This window comes from Methanobrevibacter sp. (assembly GCF_030539555.1).
In the GTDB taxonomy this organism is placed as follows: domain Archaea; phylum Methanobacteriota; class Methanobacteria; order Methanobacteriales; family Methanobacteriaceae; genus Methanocatella.
Genome location: NZ_JAUNXX010000001.1, coordinates 16406 through 33764 on the forward strand (window position 1 = coordinate 16406; position 17359 = coordinate 33764).

The window sequence follows — 17359 nt, forward strand, 5'->3', positions numbered from 1 at the left end:
GAAAGCATTACTACCAGAATATCTTCTAGCAGAATTCTTGGCAATATTTCAATACCCTTGTTTTCAATTTTCAAATATAAACATCAACTAAACTAAATTCTTCACAATATTCGTATTTTATTTAAAACAGAAAAAGGAGGTTATTTCCATCCACTTCATTTAATTCTATAATACGAACATTATTTTAAAAACATCCTTGCTATCCTGCTAAATCCACCTCTCGCAAGATGCATTTATGTAAATGTGATGAGTAACAGCGGTTGCAGGATATGCATTTTGAAATCACTGCAGAATCCTTTTTCATCTTATTGGGAAGGTCAGGTTCGCATAGAAGCGGTCGTGAGAGTGAAATCATACTTATATTTGTTTTATTTAAAATGTATTCAATTGTGTCCGTGCTGCGCAATCCTCCGACAACAGATACAGGGCATGAGACTGAATCCGCAATCTTAATAGCAGTGGATACGAAATATCCTTCATTGACATGTACCTTGATTGCTGCAACAGAAGTGCCGTTGCCGCTGACCTCAATGGAGTCAATCCCAGCTCGGTCCAATATCCTGCAGATGGCAATGCACTCATCTTCATCCACACCCCCAAATGTGAAATCGCTGGAGTTGATTTTTATTGTGATGTGGAGCGCCGGGGCAACTTTACGGATGCCGTCCATAATCTCAACTAGAATCCTGCATCGATTTTCTGTTGATCCGCCGTACTTATCTGTCCTGTGATTAGCTGCAGGAGATATGAAACGGCTCAGGAAAAAGAAGTGAGCGGCATGAATTTGAATGCCGTCAAAGCCTGCCTCATCTGCACGGGAAGCTGCATCGACAAACTGACTTATTACCATCCGTATTTCATCTACACTCATATCATCCGGCTCGACCTTCATGTATCTGCCGTTCTTTTCCCTGTGATAATCTCCAAGAGCAATCTCGGTGATGACCGGGCAGCCTTCAGCGTGTATTATATCTACCAGTTTGCGATATTGGGCTATCAAAGCATCATCACACAGCCTCATAGTACCGTCAGAATTGTGATCGTGTGGAACAACACTTGTAAAGCCTGTGATGATTACGCCGACACCGCCCTTTGCCAGCTCGCAATAGATGTCGTAGGCTTCATCCATCAAGCTTCCATCTGAATTTGCGATTCCTTCCCAAGTGGCGGAGCGTATCAGACGGTTGCGGAGAGTCAGGTTATTCATTTCAACAGGTTCAAATATTTTTTTCATTAAAATAATCTCCTATTTTCAAAATAGTTATAAAAAATAATTTAAGCATTATTTATTCCCTTATTTATTAGTTAAACTATTTTTATATTTTTATAATTATGTTTTATTCACATACCATTAAGATGAACATGACCTATTTTTCATCTTGTTTAAGCATCCATTATCATCAGGGAAAATATTCAATAATTTGCTTTTAATTTAAAAAATAAAACATATGTTAAACCGTCACTTGCGCTCGATGAGTTCCTTCAGCTCACTGATTTCATCCCTCAATTGCCTGTTTTCCTCTTTAACGGTCATCAACTCATTCATGATTGTTTGAGAGTTCTCCTCTACTGCTTTTCTGATTTCATCATCCTCATTTTCCAATATCCTGTCTGTGAAAAATGAGGACATGACCGCTGTGATTGTGGAAACCAAAGCCAATCCAATCAGAATCAGAATCATGGCCAGGACTTTCTGATTATGGGTTGCCGGAGTCACATCACCGTATCCGACAGTGGTGAGGGTGACTATGACGAAATACAAATCATCGATTCCCCCAAAACTGGGACCGAAAAAACAGAACAGTCCGGTGAACAGTATTACTGTGGCAACAAACCATACCATAACCTTGTGCATTCCTGTCTTATCGAATATGTCTCTAATGGACTGCAGCCTGCTTGACAAAAGGAATATGCTGAGGAGTTTCAAAAGCCTGAGATATCTTAAAAGACTGGAGCCCGGAACGGTAGCGCTAAAAATAAGATCCAAAGGTATGGATGCAACAAGACCCATCATGGTCAACGGATTCAATATGAAATCCCTCCGGGATGGCGCAAGATAGAGGCTCACCGAGTATTCAAAAAGAAGGATTATGCAGACGGCCCAATCAAAATGCTGGATATTCCGGGCAATGCTATCAGGAATCTCAAAAATCAGGGCGACGGTAATGAGAAACACGTCTATGACTATCAGAGCGTAAAAAAAGTAATAGCCAATATTTTTTAATTTGATTTGCCTGCCGAATATTTCCATCTTCTGTCTGCTCCCGATTAAAATCTCTTGTAAAAAGTTATGTAAAAAATATTTATTAAATATTTTTATGCGTTGTATCTGTTAATGGGCATGGAAATTGAATACGATGATATTTTTAAATAATAATTGAGTTTACCCTGAATACCCATTCATCTCGATTTAGACAATCAAAGACATTCCTGTGCAGAAACAATGAAAAAATTAAAATATGCCCATCACAAAAGCATCTTAAATGGCCATCATGTCCCGGCAAACGGCACCTCACAAAGACATAGAATAATTGATTTGAAGTTCAATTAAACCGGCAGTTGAAAATCTTCATTTTGATTTGCCAAGTCACTTTTCACATTAACGTAATCCTTACCAATATCCAGATGTTTTAAAATGGAATGGGCCCATATGTAAATAATTTAAAAAAGCATTTTTGCATGACCTATGCAGATGCCAATGTCAAAAGAGATATACTTAAACACAATATATACATAATCATGCATTGATAAAGCACAGCAGCAGTTCCTCAGACAATTCAAAAGCGGGAAAACACACCTCCAAGAACATACTCCAACAGAGGCAACTACGCTCCTTCATATTCAGAATGCCCTTCATACGGAGCCCCGTACTACGACGGTTACTGCGAGGAATGCGGATATCCCGACATCAACCAGGGTTGAATCGGGGAGAACTACTAGAAAATAGAGCAAAGCCAAATTAACATGACACATCAATACCTAAAATTGAAAATGAGTGTATGAAATGGCAGGATTTAACTTAAATCTGGCTTTGATTGTGATGAACAATTTCTTTTCATCTTAACTTCTTAACTATTTTTTCAATCATATTTTGCAAGAATATCTTAACTGTTTTGAATTCAAAAAAAAACAGAATTTAAAAATCAAATTCGGTGAAGAAATTTCGCAGTGCCCGATAAATGATTCATATGCAAACATTTTTTTTAAATCAGAACATATTCACTCCTTAAGTACGAAATCAGGAAAGTTGTAGTGAAAGCGGGGTTTTGGATTGTCTTCCTTAATCATTACAACAATATGGACCTTATCGAAGAGATAGTGTTTTACTTCAGTTGAATATGAGCGCTTATATGTCTTTTTAATAAGCTTCTCTTTCTTTTCGCATTCCTCTTCGGTTGAAAACGGAATGTAGATTATCTCAACAGTATCAGTTACGTCACATAACTTGGAAGATGATGAGGAGTATGCAGTTCGTGTTGTTCCTGAAAATTTATAGGATACAGATCCTCCTTTTCTCCTCGCTCCGGATTTTGTTGCCTTATACCTGAAAATCTTAGCGTCGTTCAATGTTGAATCCTCTTCGCTGTCAACCCATTTCCAGTTATTATCTTTCATATCCCTGCAATATGCATCAAAATATTTGAAATCGTGAGGGATTATATTGCGATAGATGATGGATTCAGGTTCGTATTTGACTCTTGGCAGGTCAGTCAAAAGCACTGATGCAAGGAAAAACAGAATTATGCTTGCCATGCATCCGACAAAGACTCCCCCCAGGAGGTCATCTGAATATCCGCCTGTCAGAATTTTTACAGCCGCATATCCTATCGAGAAGAGAAAGAGAAATGTGCTGAAATATAATATTGCCTTTTGAACGCTTTGCTTCAAGCCCATACTTTACACCATTTTCAAATAATCAATTTTAATCCATCATTTCAAGTTATCGAAGCTCTGAAACTCCCTTTTTGGATACTATCCTGTCGATTCCTGAGTTTTTAATCATCCTGAAGCATATCGGACAGGGTTCGGCATCATCTATTTCCACCCATGTGCCGTCGTCGAACTTTTCTCCGGCCAGATAGATTGTTGAGCCGATCATCTCGTTTCTGCTTGCGCTCAGCATTGCGTTCTGTTCTGCATGGACTGAAAAGCAGTCGTTGTAGTTTCCCGAATTGGACGGCAGGTTCATCCTCTGACAGTCCCCTCTGTCGCAGCAGTTTTCATCTCCTCTCGGATTTCCGTTGTATCCTGTGCTCACTATCTCGTCGTTGTTTACTATCACAGCGCCGTAGCGTCTTTTAAGGCATGTGCTTCTTTTTGATACTGCAAGGGCGATCAGAAGATAGTACTCGTTTTTGCTCATACGGTTTGCATTGTTTTCATCCGCCATAAATTTTCATCTCCATCATTAAGGAATTATATTATGATATGTGGTTAATGATTTAAGTCAGTTTTTACAATTGACATGGTAAACATATGATGAAAGTTGCATGGGATTTAGAAGAACACTCTTCCCATTTGCCATCCCATCACTAAGGACAATAGTGAAACACTAAAAAAAAGAAAAATTGTCAGATTAACTGACAGCTAAACGATTCTCAGGTGATTTGCATTCAGATATCCTTCAGCATACCTGTAGCCGTAAGTTGTGTAAAGAAAGATTACAGGAACCTTCTTAAGGCTGTTAGTGTTTACAAGGATATTTGCAAGAATCGGATATTTCTGATATTTGTAAGACAGTACGCGGTATTTCTTGACCCATGTTGAAACTGAGTGCTGATATGCGCTCAAACCGATTCCACGTGCATTGTCAGGGTTTTTCACCCAATATGTGTATTCGGATACACGGCTCCATCCGTTACGGTACATGTTTTTGAATGCCGCAAGATATGAACCATACCATGTCCTTACCAGGTTAAGCCTCTTGACCTTTGTGAGAGTTTTGTAGTAGGGTATCTTGTAGGTTTTGTAGTAACCGGTCTTTACAAGTATTGACCTGTATACATTCTTCTTGTATGCCAGAACAAGTGACTTGTACTTTGCGGCGGGAATCTGAATGTAGTAGTTTCCCCATTTGACTATCTTGTTTCGGTAGAGAACCGGTCCGTTTCCATTTACAACCTGCAGTTTCATTTTGGTGCTTGACGGAGTGAACTGGCCGTTTCCGTTGAATTTGATGAGGACATTGTATATGCCTGCAGTCAGAGGCATCACCACAGAAACCACACCGTTGGCGTCGCTTTTGACGTAGAGATTCATTAGAAACTGTGATCCCTTGTATATGGTGAACGTTACCGGCTGGTTTTTTATGGCGCTGGCTGTGTCAAGGTCATAGAGTTCCGCCTGAATAATCGGAGCGTATGTCCTTTTAAGGTAGGTTATCTTGATTTTTGCAGTGTTCCTGTAATCTGAACCGGTGGCTTCAAGAAAGTCCCCGTCATCAGTTGCTTGATAGCTTTCATCGCTAGTCGCTGAGAGGTTGTCTGATATCACTTCAGAGGATAATGTCTGATTTTCACAACTCGCAAGTTCATCGGCAGATAGGACTTCACTGTCTCCTGCTGATATGCCGTCATCAAGTTCCAGAGTCTGGTTTTCCTCCGCAGCGCTGACACATCCGACAGCCAAAATCAGAATTGCCAATGCAAACAGCAGCAATATTCCTTTTTTCATGACTCCTCATCCATGTATAGTATGCTTCATTCCCATAGGGAAAATCAGAGTATATTCTGTTCCGTTTTTATGTTCAGTGAGCTTGATTTCACCGTCAAGCTGCTTTGTAAGGTTCTTGATGATTTCCCAGCCCAGATTGGTGGTGACGTTATCAGGGTTTTCAATGCCCTGTCCGTTGTCCTTGAACACCATTTTGGCATGGTCCTTGTCGATTTTTGTGATTGTCTTGGTTATTTTATTGTTACGACCGGACTTGTCAGGGAATGCGTGCTTTATAGCATTCATGGTCAGCTCATCCATAATCAGAAGCAATGGAGTTATGACTTCAATTGTAAGATGGAGATCCTTATCAACATTTGATTCGAACTCCACATTGTCCCTTATTCCCACAAGGGTTTTCAGCTGAAGATCCTGATCGTCTATGAAGTCCTTGAGGTTGATGTTTTTGAAGTCACGTGTATTGTATGTTTTCTCGTGAAGAAGAGCAAGTGAGGTCAGACGTGCCTGCATATGGTCAATGACCACTTCCGGATTGTTGCGATATGCCCTTTTTTCAAGATTAAGGAAACTGTTGAGAACCTGGAGGTTGTTCTTGACTCTATGGTGAACCTCCTTGATTAGTATTACCTGATAGTCGTTTGATTTTCGCAGTTCAAGCTGCTTGTTTCTCTCATCGGTGATGTCAGCCAAAAATCCTATGCTATGCTTTTGGTTGCCGAATTCGAAGCGTTCGATATACAGCTCGCAGATTTTAAGATTTCTCTCATCCCCGTCAACATAATATGTGAAGGTTTCATCGATTGTGTCCACTTCACCGTTGACAAGCTTTAATATCTGCTCTTTTGTACTGTCCTCAACGATGTGCTTTATAACATCGATTGAATGGACGTAGCTTTTAGGATCCTGGTGTATGAAATAGTAAAAGCCCTGTGAGAATTCATAATGCTTGGTGTTCAGCGGTTCAATCAGCAATGCCAATTTTTTGCTGTTTTTAAATCCGTTCAATAGGAAATCTACAGGTTTTGAGGATGATTGTGACTGCTTGGTGATGTCGTTCATCATTCCGTATCGGCTTATGAGATTTCCGTTCTCATCGAAATTCGAATAGAGGTTTATTTCAAGATACTTGAGCGTTCCGTCATCAGTCTTGATTCTGATGATGTCCTCGTGATGCCCTACATCGGTGTCCATGATTTTAAGGATTCTTTCTATGAGCTTCTTGTCTTCAGGAATGGCCAAATCGAATACTATATTGTGGTAGTCATCATGCTCATCTCTTGGACGGTTTATGATATTGTATATACCCTGTGTCCATGTGTATTTTCCGCCGACCTTACGATAGCTTCCTGTCTGTGTAAAGTACTCCATAAGGTTTGCCTTGTCCTCGGCATGGTCAATCAGGTCTGATTCGAATAAATTCGGTGTGGTAGAACCGATATGGTCTGCAAGAACAAACAGACGGTTCATCTCATAGATGATTTTGACATTGGTGATTTTTGAGAGCTTTTTCACACCGTAATAGAAAACCCTCATTTCCTTGGTTTTCTGGGTTCTGTAAACTTCTGTGAAATATTCGTGGAAAATGCCATAAAAAATTGGTGAAATCTTGCTTAAAAGCCTTCCCTTGACGTCCTCCTGCTTCAGGTTTCCCCTGTTGAGTATGAAATCTCCCAGCGATTTGATTATGAAATCGTTTCCGTCATTGTGAGGTATGAAAATATTCACATCCATCGGCACGTTGCTTATTAGCTGTGGAAACGGAACGTCGTCCACATGAAACTCCATTGGCGTTGGCTGATACAGTTTCTTTTCATTTAAATCATAAATACGAAGCTCATTAATATTTTCCAATTTTCTATAATCCTTATAAACCTTCATCTTAAAAATTCCTTCAATTAAAGTCAGTCACACAGATAATACCATTACAATAAAACGATACCATGAGCGGAAAATATCATACATTCAATGCAAAGCGAGAAACAATAATTGGGAAGCACTGAACATTAATAGAACATATGGTTACTACATGATATTATCATATTCAATATTAATAGATTTATAGTAAATACTATTTAAACTTGACACCGCCAAAAGGTATTCGGCAGCTTGGCCGGTAAAGATTTTTCCGGCCTTTCAGGAAAATTTTCGCAGGTCAAGTTTCCAGTTCTTGTATGCAAGGTCCCTGTCGATTTCTTTCCACTCCAGACCGGATTTTTCAACATTCCTCTTTAATGTCTGAAGACTGTGGGATTTCAAGTCAGATCCTCTATAGTACCAGAACTCCCCTTTCCTGTAGACATTAAGGAATCCTGTATAGTTTGCCTTGTCCTCTTCAAGGGATTTTTGCGCAAGGTCCCGGTCAAGAACCGACCATTTAAGCCCATGCATGCGGACAAGGAATTCCAAATCCTTCAGATTGCCTGCCTCATGGGACTTTTCACCAAAAATGTATTTCCAACTCAAGTCATCCATCTGGTATACGTTCATGAACCCGGAAAATTTCATCTTTTCTGCCTCCGGTTTAAAAAAAAATGTGATGAGGATTGAAATTAGGTCAATCCTAGTCCAAATTTTCGGCTATTTCCTCTCCGACCGGCGTAAGCCTGTAAAGTCTTCCGCGCTTAACTTCTTCATTTATACATTCCACAATACCTGTTTCCTTTAAGTCCTTTAAAACATTTGATATGTGGCTCATGTTTATAGATGTTGCTTTTGAAATTTCAGTTGGGGTTTTTACCCCTCCTTCAAGTGTTTTCACTGTCTTATATCTGTATGAAGAAATATGAACACGTGCATATTTTTTTAACGTCTCATCGTCCATATTAACACATCCTAATTTTTAATCGTTATTATTATATATTGTTAACAAGGTGTAAATAAGTTTTGTGTTATTAAGGTGTAAATAGCGATGGCTAACTGGCCGGGTCAAGCTGGCTCAGGATGTCCCTTTCACAGCTGGAGTCTTTTGAAAGAGCCTCAAGGGCAAAGGCTTTTCCTTCAACTGCCCTTGTGAAATCATCATCCAAAACGAAGTGGTTGTCAAGAAATTCGCAGAAACATTCAAGCGCCTTTTCATGCTCATTCATCTCATTGAAGATTGAAGCCTTTAAAAGAAGCGGTTTTTTATCAATCTTATGAGCCATGTCAAGGCTTTCAATGCAGTCCATCCCCAAGACGTATTGGCAGTAGCCCCTGCCGAAATATGCCGTGTCGTTTTTGCGCACACCCAAGGATGCGTCGAAACTGGCCAGCGCCTCATCAAATCTGGAAAGTTCACACAGGACAAATGCCTTCTTATTCAGGAGCTTGAAGAGAATCCTGTTCTTGAATTTTGAAGGGTTGACTAGAGCCTTTTCATAGAAATCCAAAGCCTTCTCGTATTCTCCTCTTGATGATGCTTCATCGCCTGCATAGATGTTTCTTTTAATCCTTGGGAAATTGTCCCTTTCACCAGCAGATTCCTTTAAAAGCATCCTGTAATAATCATTATCACTGACTGAGGACTTTCTGTAGAATCTGAGGGCCTTGACGAAGTGTCCCTGAGCGTATAGCGCATGGGACTTGCTGATTAGTGCACCTGAATACTTGTCATCATACCAGATTACGCTGTCGAAGCATTCAATGGCCTTTGCGTACTTTTTTCTGCTGAGAAATCCTATTCCCTCATCCAGAACATTCCTTATTTGTATTTCCTTTTGAAGATGTCTTAGCGGATAGAATCTGTTTAGGTTTTCAACGCTGATTCTCTGCATGAACGCATCATTCGAACTCATCCAGTTCGTTTCAATCTCACCAAATCGAATCCTTACCATGTCTGCCTTTGTTGAAACAGACAAATCATCTGTCAATTCCTGAAGTTCACTCAAGCTCATCACGAATATTTATATTGAAAACCCCTTAAATATCTTATTCAAAAATAAGATTCTCATCTCTCAAACATACAGGTCACCGAGCTGAACTCGCAGTTCCTGCAGTTTACGACATGCTTTGGATAGTCATCGTTTTCAATATGGGTTATTACGCTTTTAAGATAGTCAAAAATAAAATCGTTTCTTTCAAATGAGATTTCATACTGCTTGTTTTCATCAAGGACATGGAGTATAAGGGAATTTATCTCAAAGTTCTCGTTTTCAAGAAGGGCATATGCATAATAGCATAACATCTGCATGTAGAAGTAGTGGTAGTTTCGCATTTCATCACGGGACTTTATGAAATGAACAAGATTGACCGAAGTGTCGTTTTCCCTTACTATCAAATCGATTATTCCGTTGACGTCATAGCCGCCGATTTCAAGTGACACCGGATGATTGAAATCGACGATTTCACACTCCCTTCCATAGTCAATCCAGTAATCCGCCACATGATCAAAAAGCCGGGTGAGATAATCCCTCATGGTCTTGGAGGCAAAGCCGTATGACTTCACGACTTCACCCACAAGCCCGACAATGTCCTGCCTTGACCAGTCCCTTTCAAGTTTTGGATTATGGATTGTGTTAAGGATGACTCTCATTTTCGAGTTTATGAACTTGTTGATGTTTTTGGGATTGCGATAGCCCAGATTATTCTCCAGATTGTACCTCAAAGGACAGAAAAGATAATCGCCGAGTATGTCCTCGAATTCTATCTGCCTGAACAGGTTGCTTTCACGGGGCATGTGGGAGGTCACCTTCTTGAGGCCCTCGACGTCATCAGGTTCTATGCGCTCTATCACACCGAAATCATCCTCGAATCTATCCAAAACGTCAGGCAGAGGAGTGTTCATTCTTGCCTCAACGCTTGAAAGGATGAGAAGCTCTTCTGCACGGGTGTTTGCAACATAAACTATGCGCTCCTCCTCGCGGTTCAGCGCCTTCAGCTCATCTGATTCGGACATCTTGTATTTCAAAAACCTGTTCGGTGTCGGATAGGTCGGTCTTTCAAAGTCATCGCTTTTCCTGCCCCTGAAAAGAATCGGGAACTTGTTTTCCTTAAGCGATGCGGTTATGACAACTGGATATTCAAGTCCCTTGGCCTTGTGGACCGTCATGATATGGACCTTGTCTGTGTTGTCCTCGTATTCGTTGATAGGGCAGCTGTAGTACTTGAGAGAACGGTGCAGGTAATTGAAAAGGCCCACGACATCATGCTTTCCCATGATGTTTTCATAATCGGATATTATTCCGGATATCAGTGCAAGGTTAAGTGACGCCTTTCTTGACTGGAAGTCTGATTTCGATGATAGCTCCTCAAGATAACCCGTGATGTTGAGCAGCCTGTAGAACACTTCAAGGGAAGTGGGCTTTTTGGAGGTGTCAATGTTCCTGTCGAAAAGCAACCTCTTGAGCTCGTTTAATTTGGTGAAAAAGTCCAAATCGTGCTCGTCGGTGATTCCGATTGCTAGAAGCTCTCTTCTTGAGAGGGTTGAGATGTCTATTTTGTTTGCCTTCCTGAATATGTCCTCAAGAACATCATCCGAATAATCCCTCACCACATCCATGAATGAGCCTGACTTAGTGTTTTTCTCAAGGGGATCATACCTGGATGTGTAGCTTACCACGTTCTGGTGATACTTGAACTCGATTTCCTCAAGCACCTGTATTGTCCTGTAGCTTAGATGGAAGATTTTTGAGGAATTGTAATACCTGTCCGTGAAGGAAAGCAGGTTTATCCAATGACCTCTGTCCCCATATCTTGCAATCAGCGTAGGGCTGAATGGCAAAATATACCAGAAGAGTGCCAGAACTGCCTTCGCCTCGTCCTGATAGATAAGGTCGTCGATTCCCTTAAGGTAATATGGAATGCCCTCCCTGGTGAATACGTCAAGTATTTCCTTCTTGTCCCTGTGTGAGCGGAAGAGAACGCAAATGTCACTGTATTTGCCTATCTTTTTAAAGGATTTCAGGTTCTTGACAATGAATGCTATTGAGCGGTACTCTTCAGATTCGTCCCTGCTTTCAAGAAGATAAACAGGCATTTTGGAAGGGTTTGAGGCCTTAAGGTTTTTTTGGGTCTGCCTTTTGGATTCTATGTATCTCTCGTTGAACTCGACAATCTCAGAGCTTGAGCGGTAATTGTTGACCAGAGTCCTGTTTTCAAACTCGTCACTGTTGGCATAATCCGTGAAAAATTGGGGGTTTGCTCCCCTGAAAGAGTAGATACTCTGGTCGGCATCCCCAACAACAGTGAAGGTGTCAGCTACAGACTGAAGCCTCTCGAATATCTGCATCTGAATCGCATCGGTGTCCTGAAACTCGTCAATGAGAATGTTTTTGTACTCGACACGTGCGAGATTTCTCTCGTCGCTTAAAAGCTCCAGGGCCTTGAGTAGCAGATAGTTCTGATCGCAGACATGTTCCCTTTCCATCAGCTCAATCCAGTCGGGGTATGACTTTGCAATCTGAATGAAACGTGAATTGTATAAATCCTCCTCGAAGTTATTGTACTTTATCTCCTTTTTGGAGGGATATCCTGAATTGTTGCGGAAGTATTCGCGAATCCATGTTTTGTACTCATCGCTTACGCTGAAGTTATCCTCAACATACTCGACAAGGCCTGGGGTGTCCACCTCAAAAAGCGCATATTCCTCATACTTTTTCAGGGCCTGTGCAGATTCGAAGCTTCTCAGGAATGATTCGCACCTGAATCCAAGCTCCTCCTTGTGCTTGTTGAAAAAAAGGTTTCTCTCGGAGTCCCTTTTAAGCAGGTTATATGGAATTTGCGAAAAGTCTGAAAGTACTGAGCGGCAGTAGCTGTGAATGGTGCTTATTCTCATCTGGTTTATCACACTCAAATCGAGTTTTGTATCCTTTTTGAAGCGTTCCCTAAGCTCGTCTGCAGCCTTGTTGGTGAATGTGATGACAAGTATTGATGACGGCTCTGCGCTTTCAAGAAGGTGAAGTACCCTTTCAATAATCACGCGGGTCTTTCCCGCACCTGGGCCTGCATTGATGATGAGCGGCTTTTCACCGTCATATTCAACGGCGCTTTCCTGATAGCTGTCCAGTTCAATTTCAACAGGAATTTCACGAACAATACAATAGTCCTTTCTTTTATGGGCTTCAAAGTTAAGCTTGCGTGTGAGAGGGTTTTTTTCACTGTCGACCAAATCAAGGCCAAGGATGTTATTTTTGATGAATATGTCGAGATTGCGCCTGACTTTTTCTATTGTAGATTTTTTCAAATCCCCCGTTAAATCACTTAAAAAGATCATGTCATCACCGGAGTCGATACCGATAAATTTTGGAGATATTGAATCGGCTTTAAGGTTATCCAAAAGCAGGAAAAGTTCAACATCACTCAATTTTGGATTTTTTCCAAGATATTCAAGGTCAAAGTCATAATCCACCTTCAAAAACTCTTCGCGGGGATTGTAATAGTTTTCATAAATGATATCAAAAATCTGCCTGTGAGCCGCCTTAACGTCAGTGATGTTGAAATGCACGGAGGTGTCATTGAAGACATCTATGGTGAAAACCAGTTTCTGGGAGGTTCTCTCACAGAAGACATCCAAAATCACCTTGGCCGCCGCCATTGCCATGGTGTAGTTTTTCAGGACAGCGAGCTTTTCCATGACTATGCACAGGTCATGCAAGTCCCTGAACTTTGTTTTGAGAAAAGAAAAAACGCTGTCAACCCTCATATGCCTCACTATAATAATTGATACACATCCTTGTCAGGAACGCTCCGTTGATTCTCTCGGCACATACCAGACCGTTTAAAATTTTTGATCTAACGTCCCTTTTGATTGCCTCGCCGTCGGCAATCGTGAGATGCTTGTTTTCAAGAAGCTTATTGAATGAATCGCCATTTCCCAAAACCAGACTTTCCCATTTGGAAATGGCTTCAGCCTTCTTGGCTTCAGATCTTCGCATCACCTTATCGAGAAAAGAAACCTTAACGCTTGTGAAATTTAATCCGTCAAGAATCTCGGTATAAAGCTCATTTGCAATCTGGACAATGTCTGAATCACGGATGTTTGGATAGTCCCTTTTCACCTTGTCTATAACCAGAGTGTCATAGTTTTTTCCGACAATCATTTCAAGGGACTTTATGTATGAGCCCTGCTTGACGGCGTTTGAAAAATAATACTCCAGACCGCGCTTGATTTCGAAATCACTGATGTTGTCTTCGGTGATTTGCCTCTCCAGTCTGGTGTAGATAATGTCCATGTCCCTGGGTGAAACTTCATATCCCGAAAGGTATTTCAAATAAAACTCGCTGCTTTCATCCATCAGCTGACCCAGATATTCCAGCTTGGATCTTTTCTCCTTCACATGCCACATCTCAGTGAAATAGTCCTGTATCACTTCAACAAGATTGTCATCACCGGATATTTTCCCATCTGAAATGTCATTTCTGATTTTTGATATGACAAGCTCGCATTCCTCAAGGCTCAAATCATAAGAGTAGAGGAGATATTTGAAAAAGGGAGTATCATACTCTCCGATAAGTTCATCCAATCTTGAAATAATTACTTCACTAGTCATGCTTAATAAATGTTTGTAAAAAATAAAATAAATAATTTTTCAATTTCAATGAAACATCATGATTGAACTGCAATATATCAATCAATAATTCAATTACTATTGGAAACATCCTAATTTAAATTTCGTATATTATCTTCGGAATGTTTGAAATGTTTATAGTTATAACATGGAATGTCCAAATGTATCTTTAAGAGAAGTTATAAAAATTTTTTAGCTTCTGCTATGAATTGTTCAGCTTGAATTAGACAATCAAAGGCTTCCTGTTTATTAAAATCAACAGTGAAATCATAACTAGATTTTCTTCTAAGTTTTTTGGCATTAGAATAATAAGTATAAATGTCTTGACTGAAATCGCCGTCATGCACAAAATCTTTGCTGAATTGAGTTAAAATAGTGTCATGTTTCTTACTGATGAAATCATGAGTAAGTAATAATGCTTTAGCAGCATCAAACATTGCATAATATGAATGAGTTATTGAACCTCTATATTTTCCAGCATCAAATAAAATTTGAGCCATACTTAACTCTTCGACTGCCAAGTCCATAACTCCGTTAACTTCTTCCATATTCATATTGGAACACCTTCTGCCATCACGGTTTTAAGGAAGCTATAATCTTTTGTTTTATTAAAATGTTCTTCAGTCATTACATGTGGTGAAATCACTTCTTCTTTTTCAAGAATAAAATCAACAACAATATTATCAATAATGGATTCCAATTCATGATTATCATGATTAATAACAATTAATATATCAATATCCGATTCATCATTATCCTCACCACGTGCAACAGATCCAAATAAAATCATTCTAATAATCTCATCTGAATTGATAGCATTAGCAAACTCATGAGCAATTTCAATCCTATTATGCAATACAATCACCAATGACAAATTCGTTAATAAATAATTTGAATTTCATCAATAATAAATACTTTGAAACTGTGACTGTATGAAAAAACACAAACTACGATTGAAAAATAGTAACATTATCCAAAAATGAAAACTACTCTAAAGACAATAAATATACAATATTTCGAATACAATTGGAAACATAGACTATAAAAAAATAATTTGTTGAAATAATAAAAAAAGAGATTTCAGCAATCCCTTAAAGTGTTTATTCGGCAGGTACGCCGTTGATTAATAATTGGGTTAAGTAATTTTCTTTTCCAATCATTTTAATTAAGTCTAATTGTTGTTCGCTCCAGCCCATATCCTCTTCTTCATCCTTGAGATATACTTTCATCAAGTCATAGGTTGTTGCATCGAATATTCCTGAATCCATCATTTCGTTTAATAATTTAATTCCTTCAACAGATACATTGTAGTCATGTTCAATGAATTCGATTATATCATCGAAGATTGGTTGTGCTTCCTGTGCTTCCTGTTTGATTTCTCCGCCTAAATCGAGAATACGGTCCATGAACTGTTCAACGAAATCCATTTCTTCGGTTGCATGAGCTGCATATTTGTCTCCTAATGCTTGAAAACCCAGACCGGCAAATATTTTGGATTGGATTCTGTGTCCAAATGAATTTGCGGATAATCCGGTTACAAGAAACTGTAGTGCTTCAATTGTTTTTTCTTTATCAGACATGATTTTCACCTTAGTTAAATGACTTAAGATTCTTAAGTGTATAATTGAATATCTGAACTATACTATTTAAAATTAACGAATATGTTAGCCCACTCGTAATATGCTTGAATCATCTTCTTGAATTTTTCTGCATCTTCCACACTGTAATCCTCAAAAAATTTGGCATCAAATTCATACATTTCTTTTAATAGTGAAGAAATAATTAATTTGGATTTATCAGTAACATTTAAAATCTTTTTAGACTTATTATTTTCATCAGTGCTACGGTGTATTAATTCGTTTTTTTCAAGCCGTTTGATTATTTGAGCAACGTTAGCTTCTGAAACAAACAGTATTTCAGACAATTCCCTTTGAGTCAAACCGGGATTATGATGAATCATACTCAAATATGTGAAATCACGGGGAGTAATTTCAGGATAATTGTCCTTTAAATATTTGGTGTATTGAATGCTGATATAATCAATATATAATGCAATTGGTGTGAAAGGGATTCTTTCATCACCTGAATTCAAATCAATCATAAAAAACCACTTAGATATATATTTTTATAATTAATATATTAATCTTTGGGAAATTATAGACAAGAAAGAATAATAAAAAGTTAATACAATCAAAAAGAAGGTGATTTTGTAAAAATCATCACCTCATTTTTTTGGCCAGATCCTCATCAAAGACATACCATATCCTATTGTCCGAAATCACCGATTCTTTAAGCTCACAGACAGAATATGCAACGATTACATATTCCCTTTCACAGTAGCACCAGAGCTTGCCGAAAAGGTGAACCCTGAACATTCCTGTCTTGTTCTGAGAATAGTTGAAAATCAGTTCGGCTGTCAGTGACTCTTCCAGATAAAGGAAGATGTCCTTCAGCTGTCTGTCCTCAACATGACTCAAGTCCAAGATCCCGTAGTCAATGTCTCTTAATGTTTCACCGTTTAGAAAGTCTACAATTTCACTTGAATATCTAATCCCGTCTATCTCCATTTTCACCTCAAAAAAGCTATCGATGAATCTGCTGTTCATCTTCAAAAATCATATCCCACAGTATAGTGACAATTTCCCTGTTTAACGGATTGTCCAATGACAGAAAATCCTCGTTTCCCTTATCAGATCCGAATTCAGCAAAGTAGGGTGTGTGAGCACACCCCTCTTCGATTGTGGTTCCAAGCACAACCCTGCCCTTCTGGACTTTGACCCCAAAATCGGCAAAGTCAAAAAGCAAAACCTTTTCCACATCCCCAGTTTTGAAGGTCTTAATCTCTCTACCGCACTCGAGTGTGAACAGGGCTCCGTTTGATGTGGCCTGCCCTGTTGCAAGAATCAGCCTGAGATATATTCCGTCTCCTTCAATCTTTCGATGGATGAATTCAAAGAATGCCTCATCCATGCTTTCAAATTCATATTTTTCATCAGCCTCACCGGCATAGGTCGGCATGCGGTCATCTGATGTCAGTTCATCCACATAGAAATGAAAATCATCTCTTTTACCTACAGCGTTTTCAACAGTCCTAGCTACGTTTATATTGATTTTTCTGGATATTCTCATATTTTTTTTCCTCTAATGGCAATGGCAAATGGGAAAAATCAAACTGGAAATTCCCAAATATATTAAAAGTTTTT

The 17359-nt window shown here is 39.3% G+C and carries 17 protein-coding genes; all 17 read right to left on the reverse strand.

The window, feature by feature from the left end:
- Nucleotides 1-199 precede the first annotated feature (199 nt).
- On the reverse strand, nt 200-1234 hold the full coding sequence (locus Q4Q55_RS00095) for an NADH:flavin oxidoreductase (RefSeq protein ID WP_303370786.1): 1035 nt from the start codon (nt 1232-1234) through the stop codon (nt 200-202).
- 225 nt (nt 1235-1459) lie between these two features.
- Complete coding sequence (locus Q4Q55_RS00100; RefSeq protein WP_303370787.1) at nt 1460-2251, reverse strand: potassium channel family protein; 792 nt, start codon at nt 2249-2251, stop codon at nt 1460-1462.
- Between the two features lie 968 nt (nt 2252-3219).
- Nucleotides 3220-3894: a hypothetical protein gene (locus Q4Q55_RS00105; RefSeq protein WP_303370788.1), complete on the reverse strand. Its 675-nt coding sequence runs from the start codon at nt 3892-3894 to the stop codon at nt 3220-3222.
- 46 nt (nt 3895-3940) lie between these two features.
- Nucleotides 3941-4390 carry a dCMP deaminase family protein gene (locus tag Q4Q55_RS00110; protein ID WP_303370789.1) on the reverse strand — a complete coding sequence of 150 codons (450 nt, stop codon included), beginning with the start codon at nt 4388-4390 and terminating at the stop codon, nt 3941-3943.
- A 197-nt stretch (nt 4391-4587) separates the two neighbouring features.
- Nucleotides 4588-5259 (reverse strand): hypothetical protein, encoded by a 672-nt coding sequence (locus Q4Q55_RS00115; RefSeq protein ID WP_303370790.1) that lies wholly within the window; start codon nt 5257-5259, stop codon nt 4588-4590.
- A gap of 420 nt (nt 5260-5679) precedes the next feature.
- A complete protein-coding gene (locus Q4Q55_RS00120; RefSeq protein WP_303370791.1) occupies nt 5680-7551 on the reverse strand; it encodes a sensor histidine kinase in 1872 nt (623 codons plus the stop codon).
- 255 nt (nt 7552-7806) lie between these two features.
- Nucleotides 7807-8178: a hypothetical protein gene (locus Q4Q55_RS00125; protein ID WP_303370792.1), complete on the reverse strand. Its 372-nt coding sequence runs from the start codon at nt 8176-8178 to the stop codon at nt 7807-7809.
- 55 nt (nt 8179-8233) lie between these two features.
- Nucleotides 8234-8494: a helix-turn-helix domain-containing protein gene (locus Q4Q55_RS00130; protein WP_303370793.1), complete on the reverse strand. Its 261-nt coding sequence runs from the start codon at nt 8492-8494 to the stop codon at nt 8234-8236.
- A 91-nt stretch (nt 8495-8585) separates the two neighbouring features.
- Entirely contained in the window at nt 8586-9545 is a 960-nt protein-coding gene (locus Q4Q55_RS00135; protein WP_303370794.1) for a tetratricopeptide repeat protein, read from the reverse strand.
- Nucleotides 9546-9598: 53 nt separating this feature from the next.
- Nucleotides 9599-13291 carry an ATP-dependent DNA helicase gene (locus tag Q4Q55_RS00140; RefSeq protein ID WP_303370795.1) on the reverse strand — a complete coding sequence of 1231 codons (3693 nt, stop codon included), beginning with the start codon at nt 13289-13291 and terminating at the stop codon, nt 9599-9601.
- Nucleotides 13281-14138 carry a hypothetical protein gene (locus Q4Q55_RS00145; RefSeq protein ID WP_303370796.1) on the reverse strand — a complete coding sequence of 286 codons (858 nt, stop codon included), beginning with the start codon at nt 14136-14138 and terminating at the stop codon, nt 13281-13283. The genes Q4Q55_RS00140 and Q4Q55_RS00145 overlap by 11 nt, the downstream gene beginning before the upstream one ends.
- 197 nt (nt 14139-14335) lie before the next feature.
- On the reverse strand, nt 14336-14710 hold the full coding sequence (locus Q4Q55_RS00150) for a HEPN domain-containing protein (RefSeq protein ID WP_303370797.1): 375 nt from the start codon (nt 14708-14710) through the stop codon (nt 14336-14338).
- A complete protein-coding gene (locus Q4Q55_RS00155; protein WP_303370798.1) occupies nt 14707-15012 on the reverse strand; it encodes a nucleotidyltransferase domain-containing protein in 306 nt (101 codons plus the stop codon). The genes Q4Q55_RS00150 and Q4Q55_RS00155 overlap by 4 nt, the downstream gene beginning before the upstream one ends.
- Before the next feature lie 244 nt (nt 15013-15256).
- The gene (locus Q4Q55_RS00160) at nt 15257-15736 is read right to left on the reverse strand and encodes a bacterioferritin (RefSeq protein WP_303370799.1); all 480 of its coding nucleotides are present in this window, start codon (nt 15734-15736) and stop codon (nt 15257-15259) included.
- Nucleotides 15737-15798: 62 nt separating this feature from the next.
- Nucleotides 15799-16257, reverse strand: coding sequence for a MarR family winged helix-turn-helix transcriptional regulator (locus Q4Q55_RS00165; protein WP_303370800.1), 459 nt, complete (start codon nt 16255-16257; stop codon nt 15799-15801).
- 118 nt (nt 16258-16375) lie between these two features.
- Nucleotides 16376-16723, reverse strand: coding sequence for a hypothetical protein (locus tag Q4Q55_RS00170; RefSeq protein ID WP_303370801.1), 348 nt, complete (start codon nt 16721-16723; stop codon nt 16376-16378).
- A gap of 16 nt (nt 16724-16739) precedes the next feature.
- Entirely contained in the window at nt 16740-17285 is a 546-nt protein-coding gene (locus Q4Q55_RS00175) for a hypothetical protein (RefSeq protein ID WP_303370802.1), read from the reverse strand.
- Between the last annotated feature and the right edge of the window lie 74 nt (nt 17286-17359).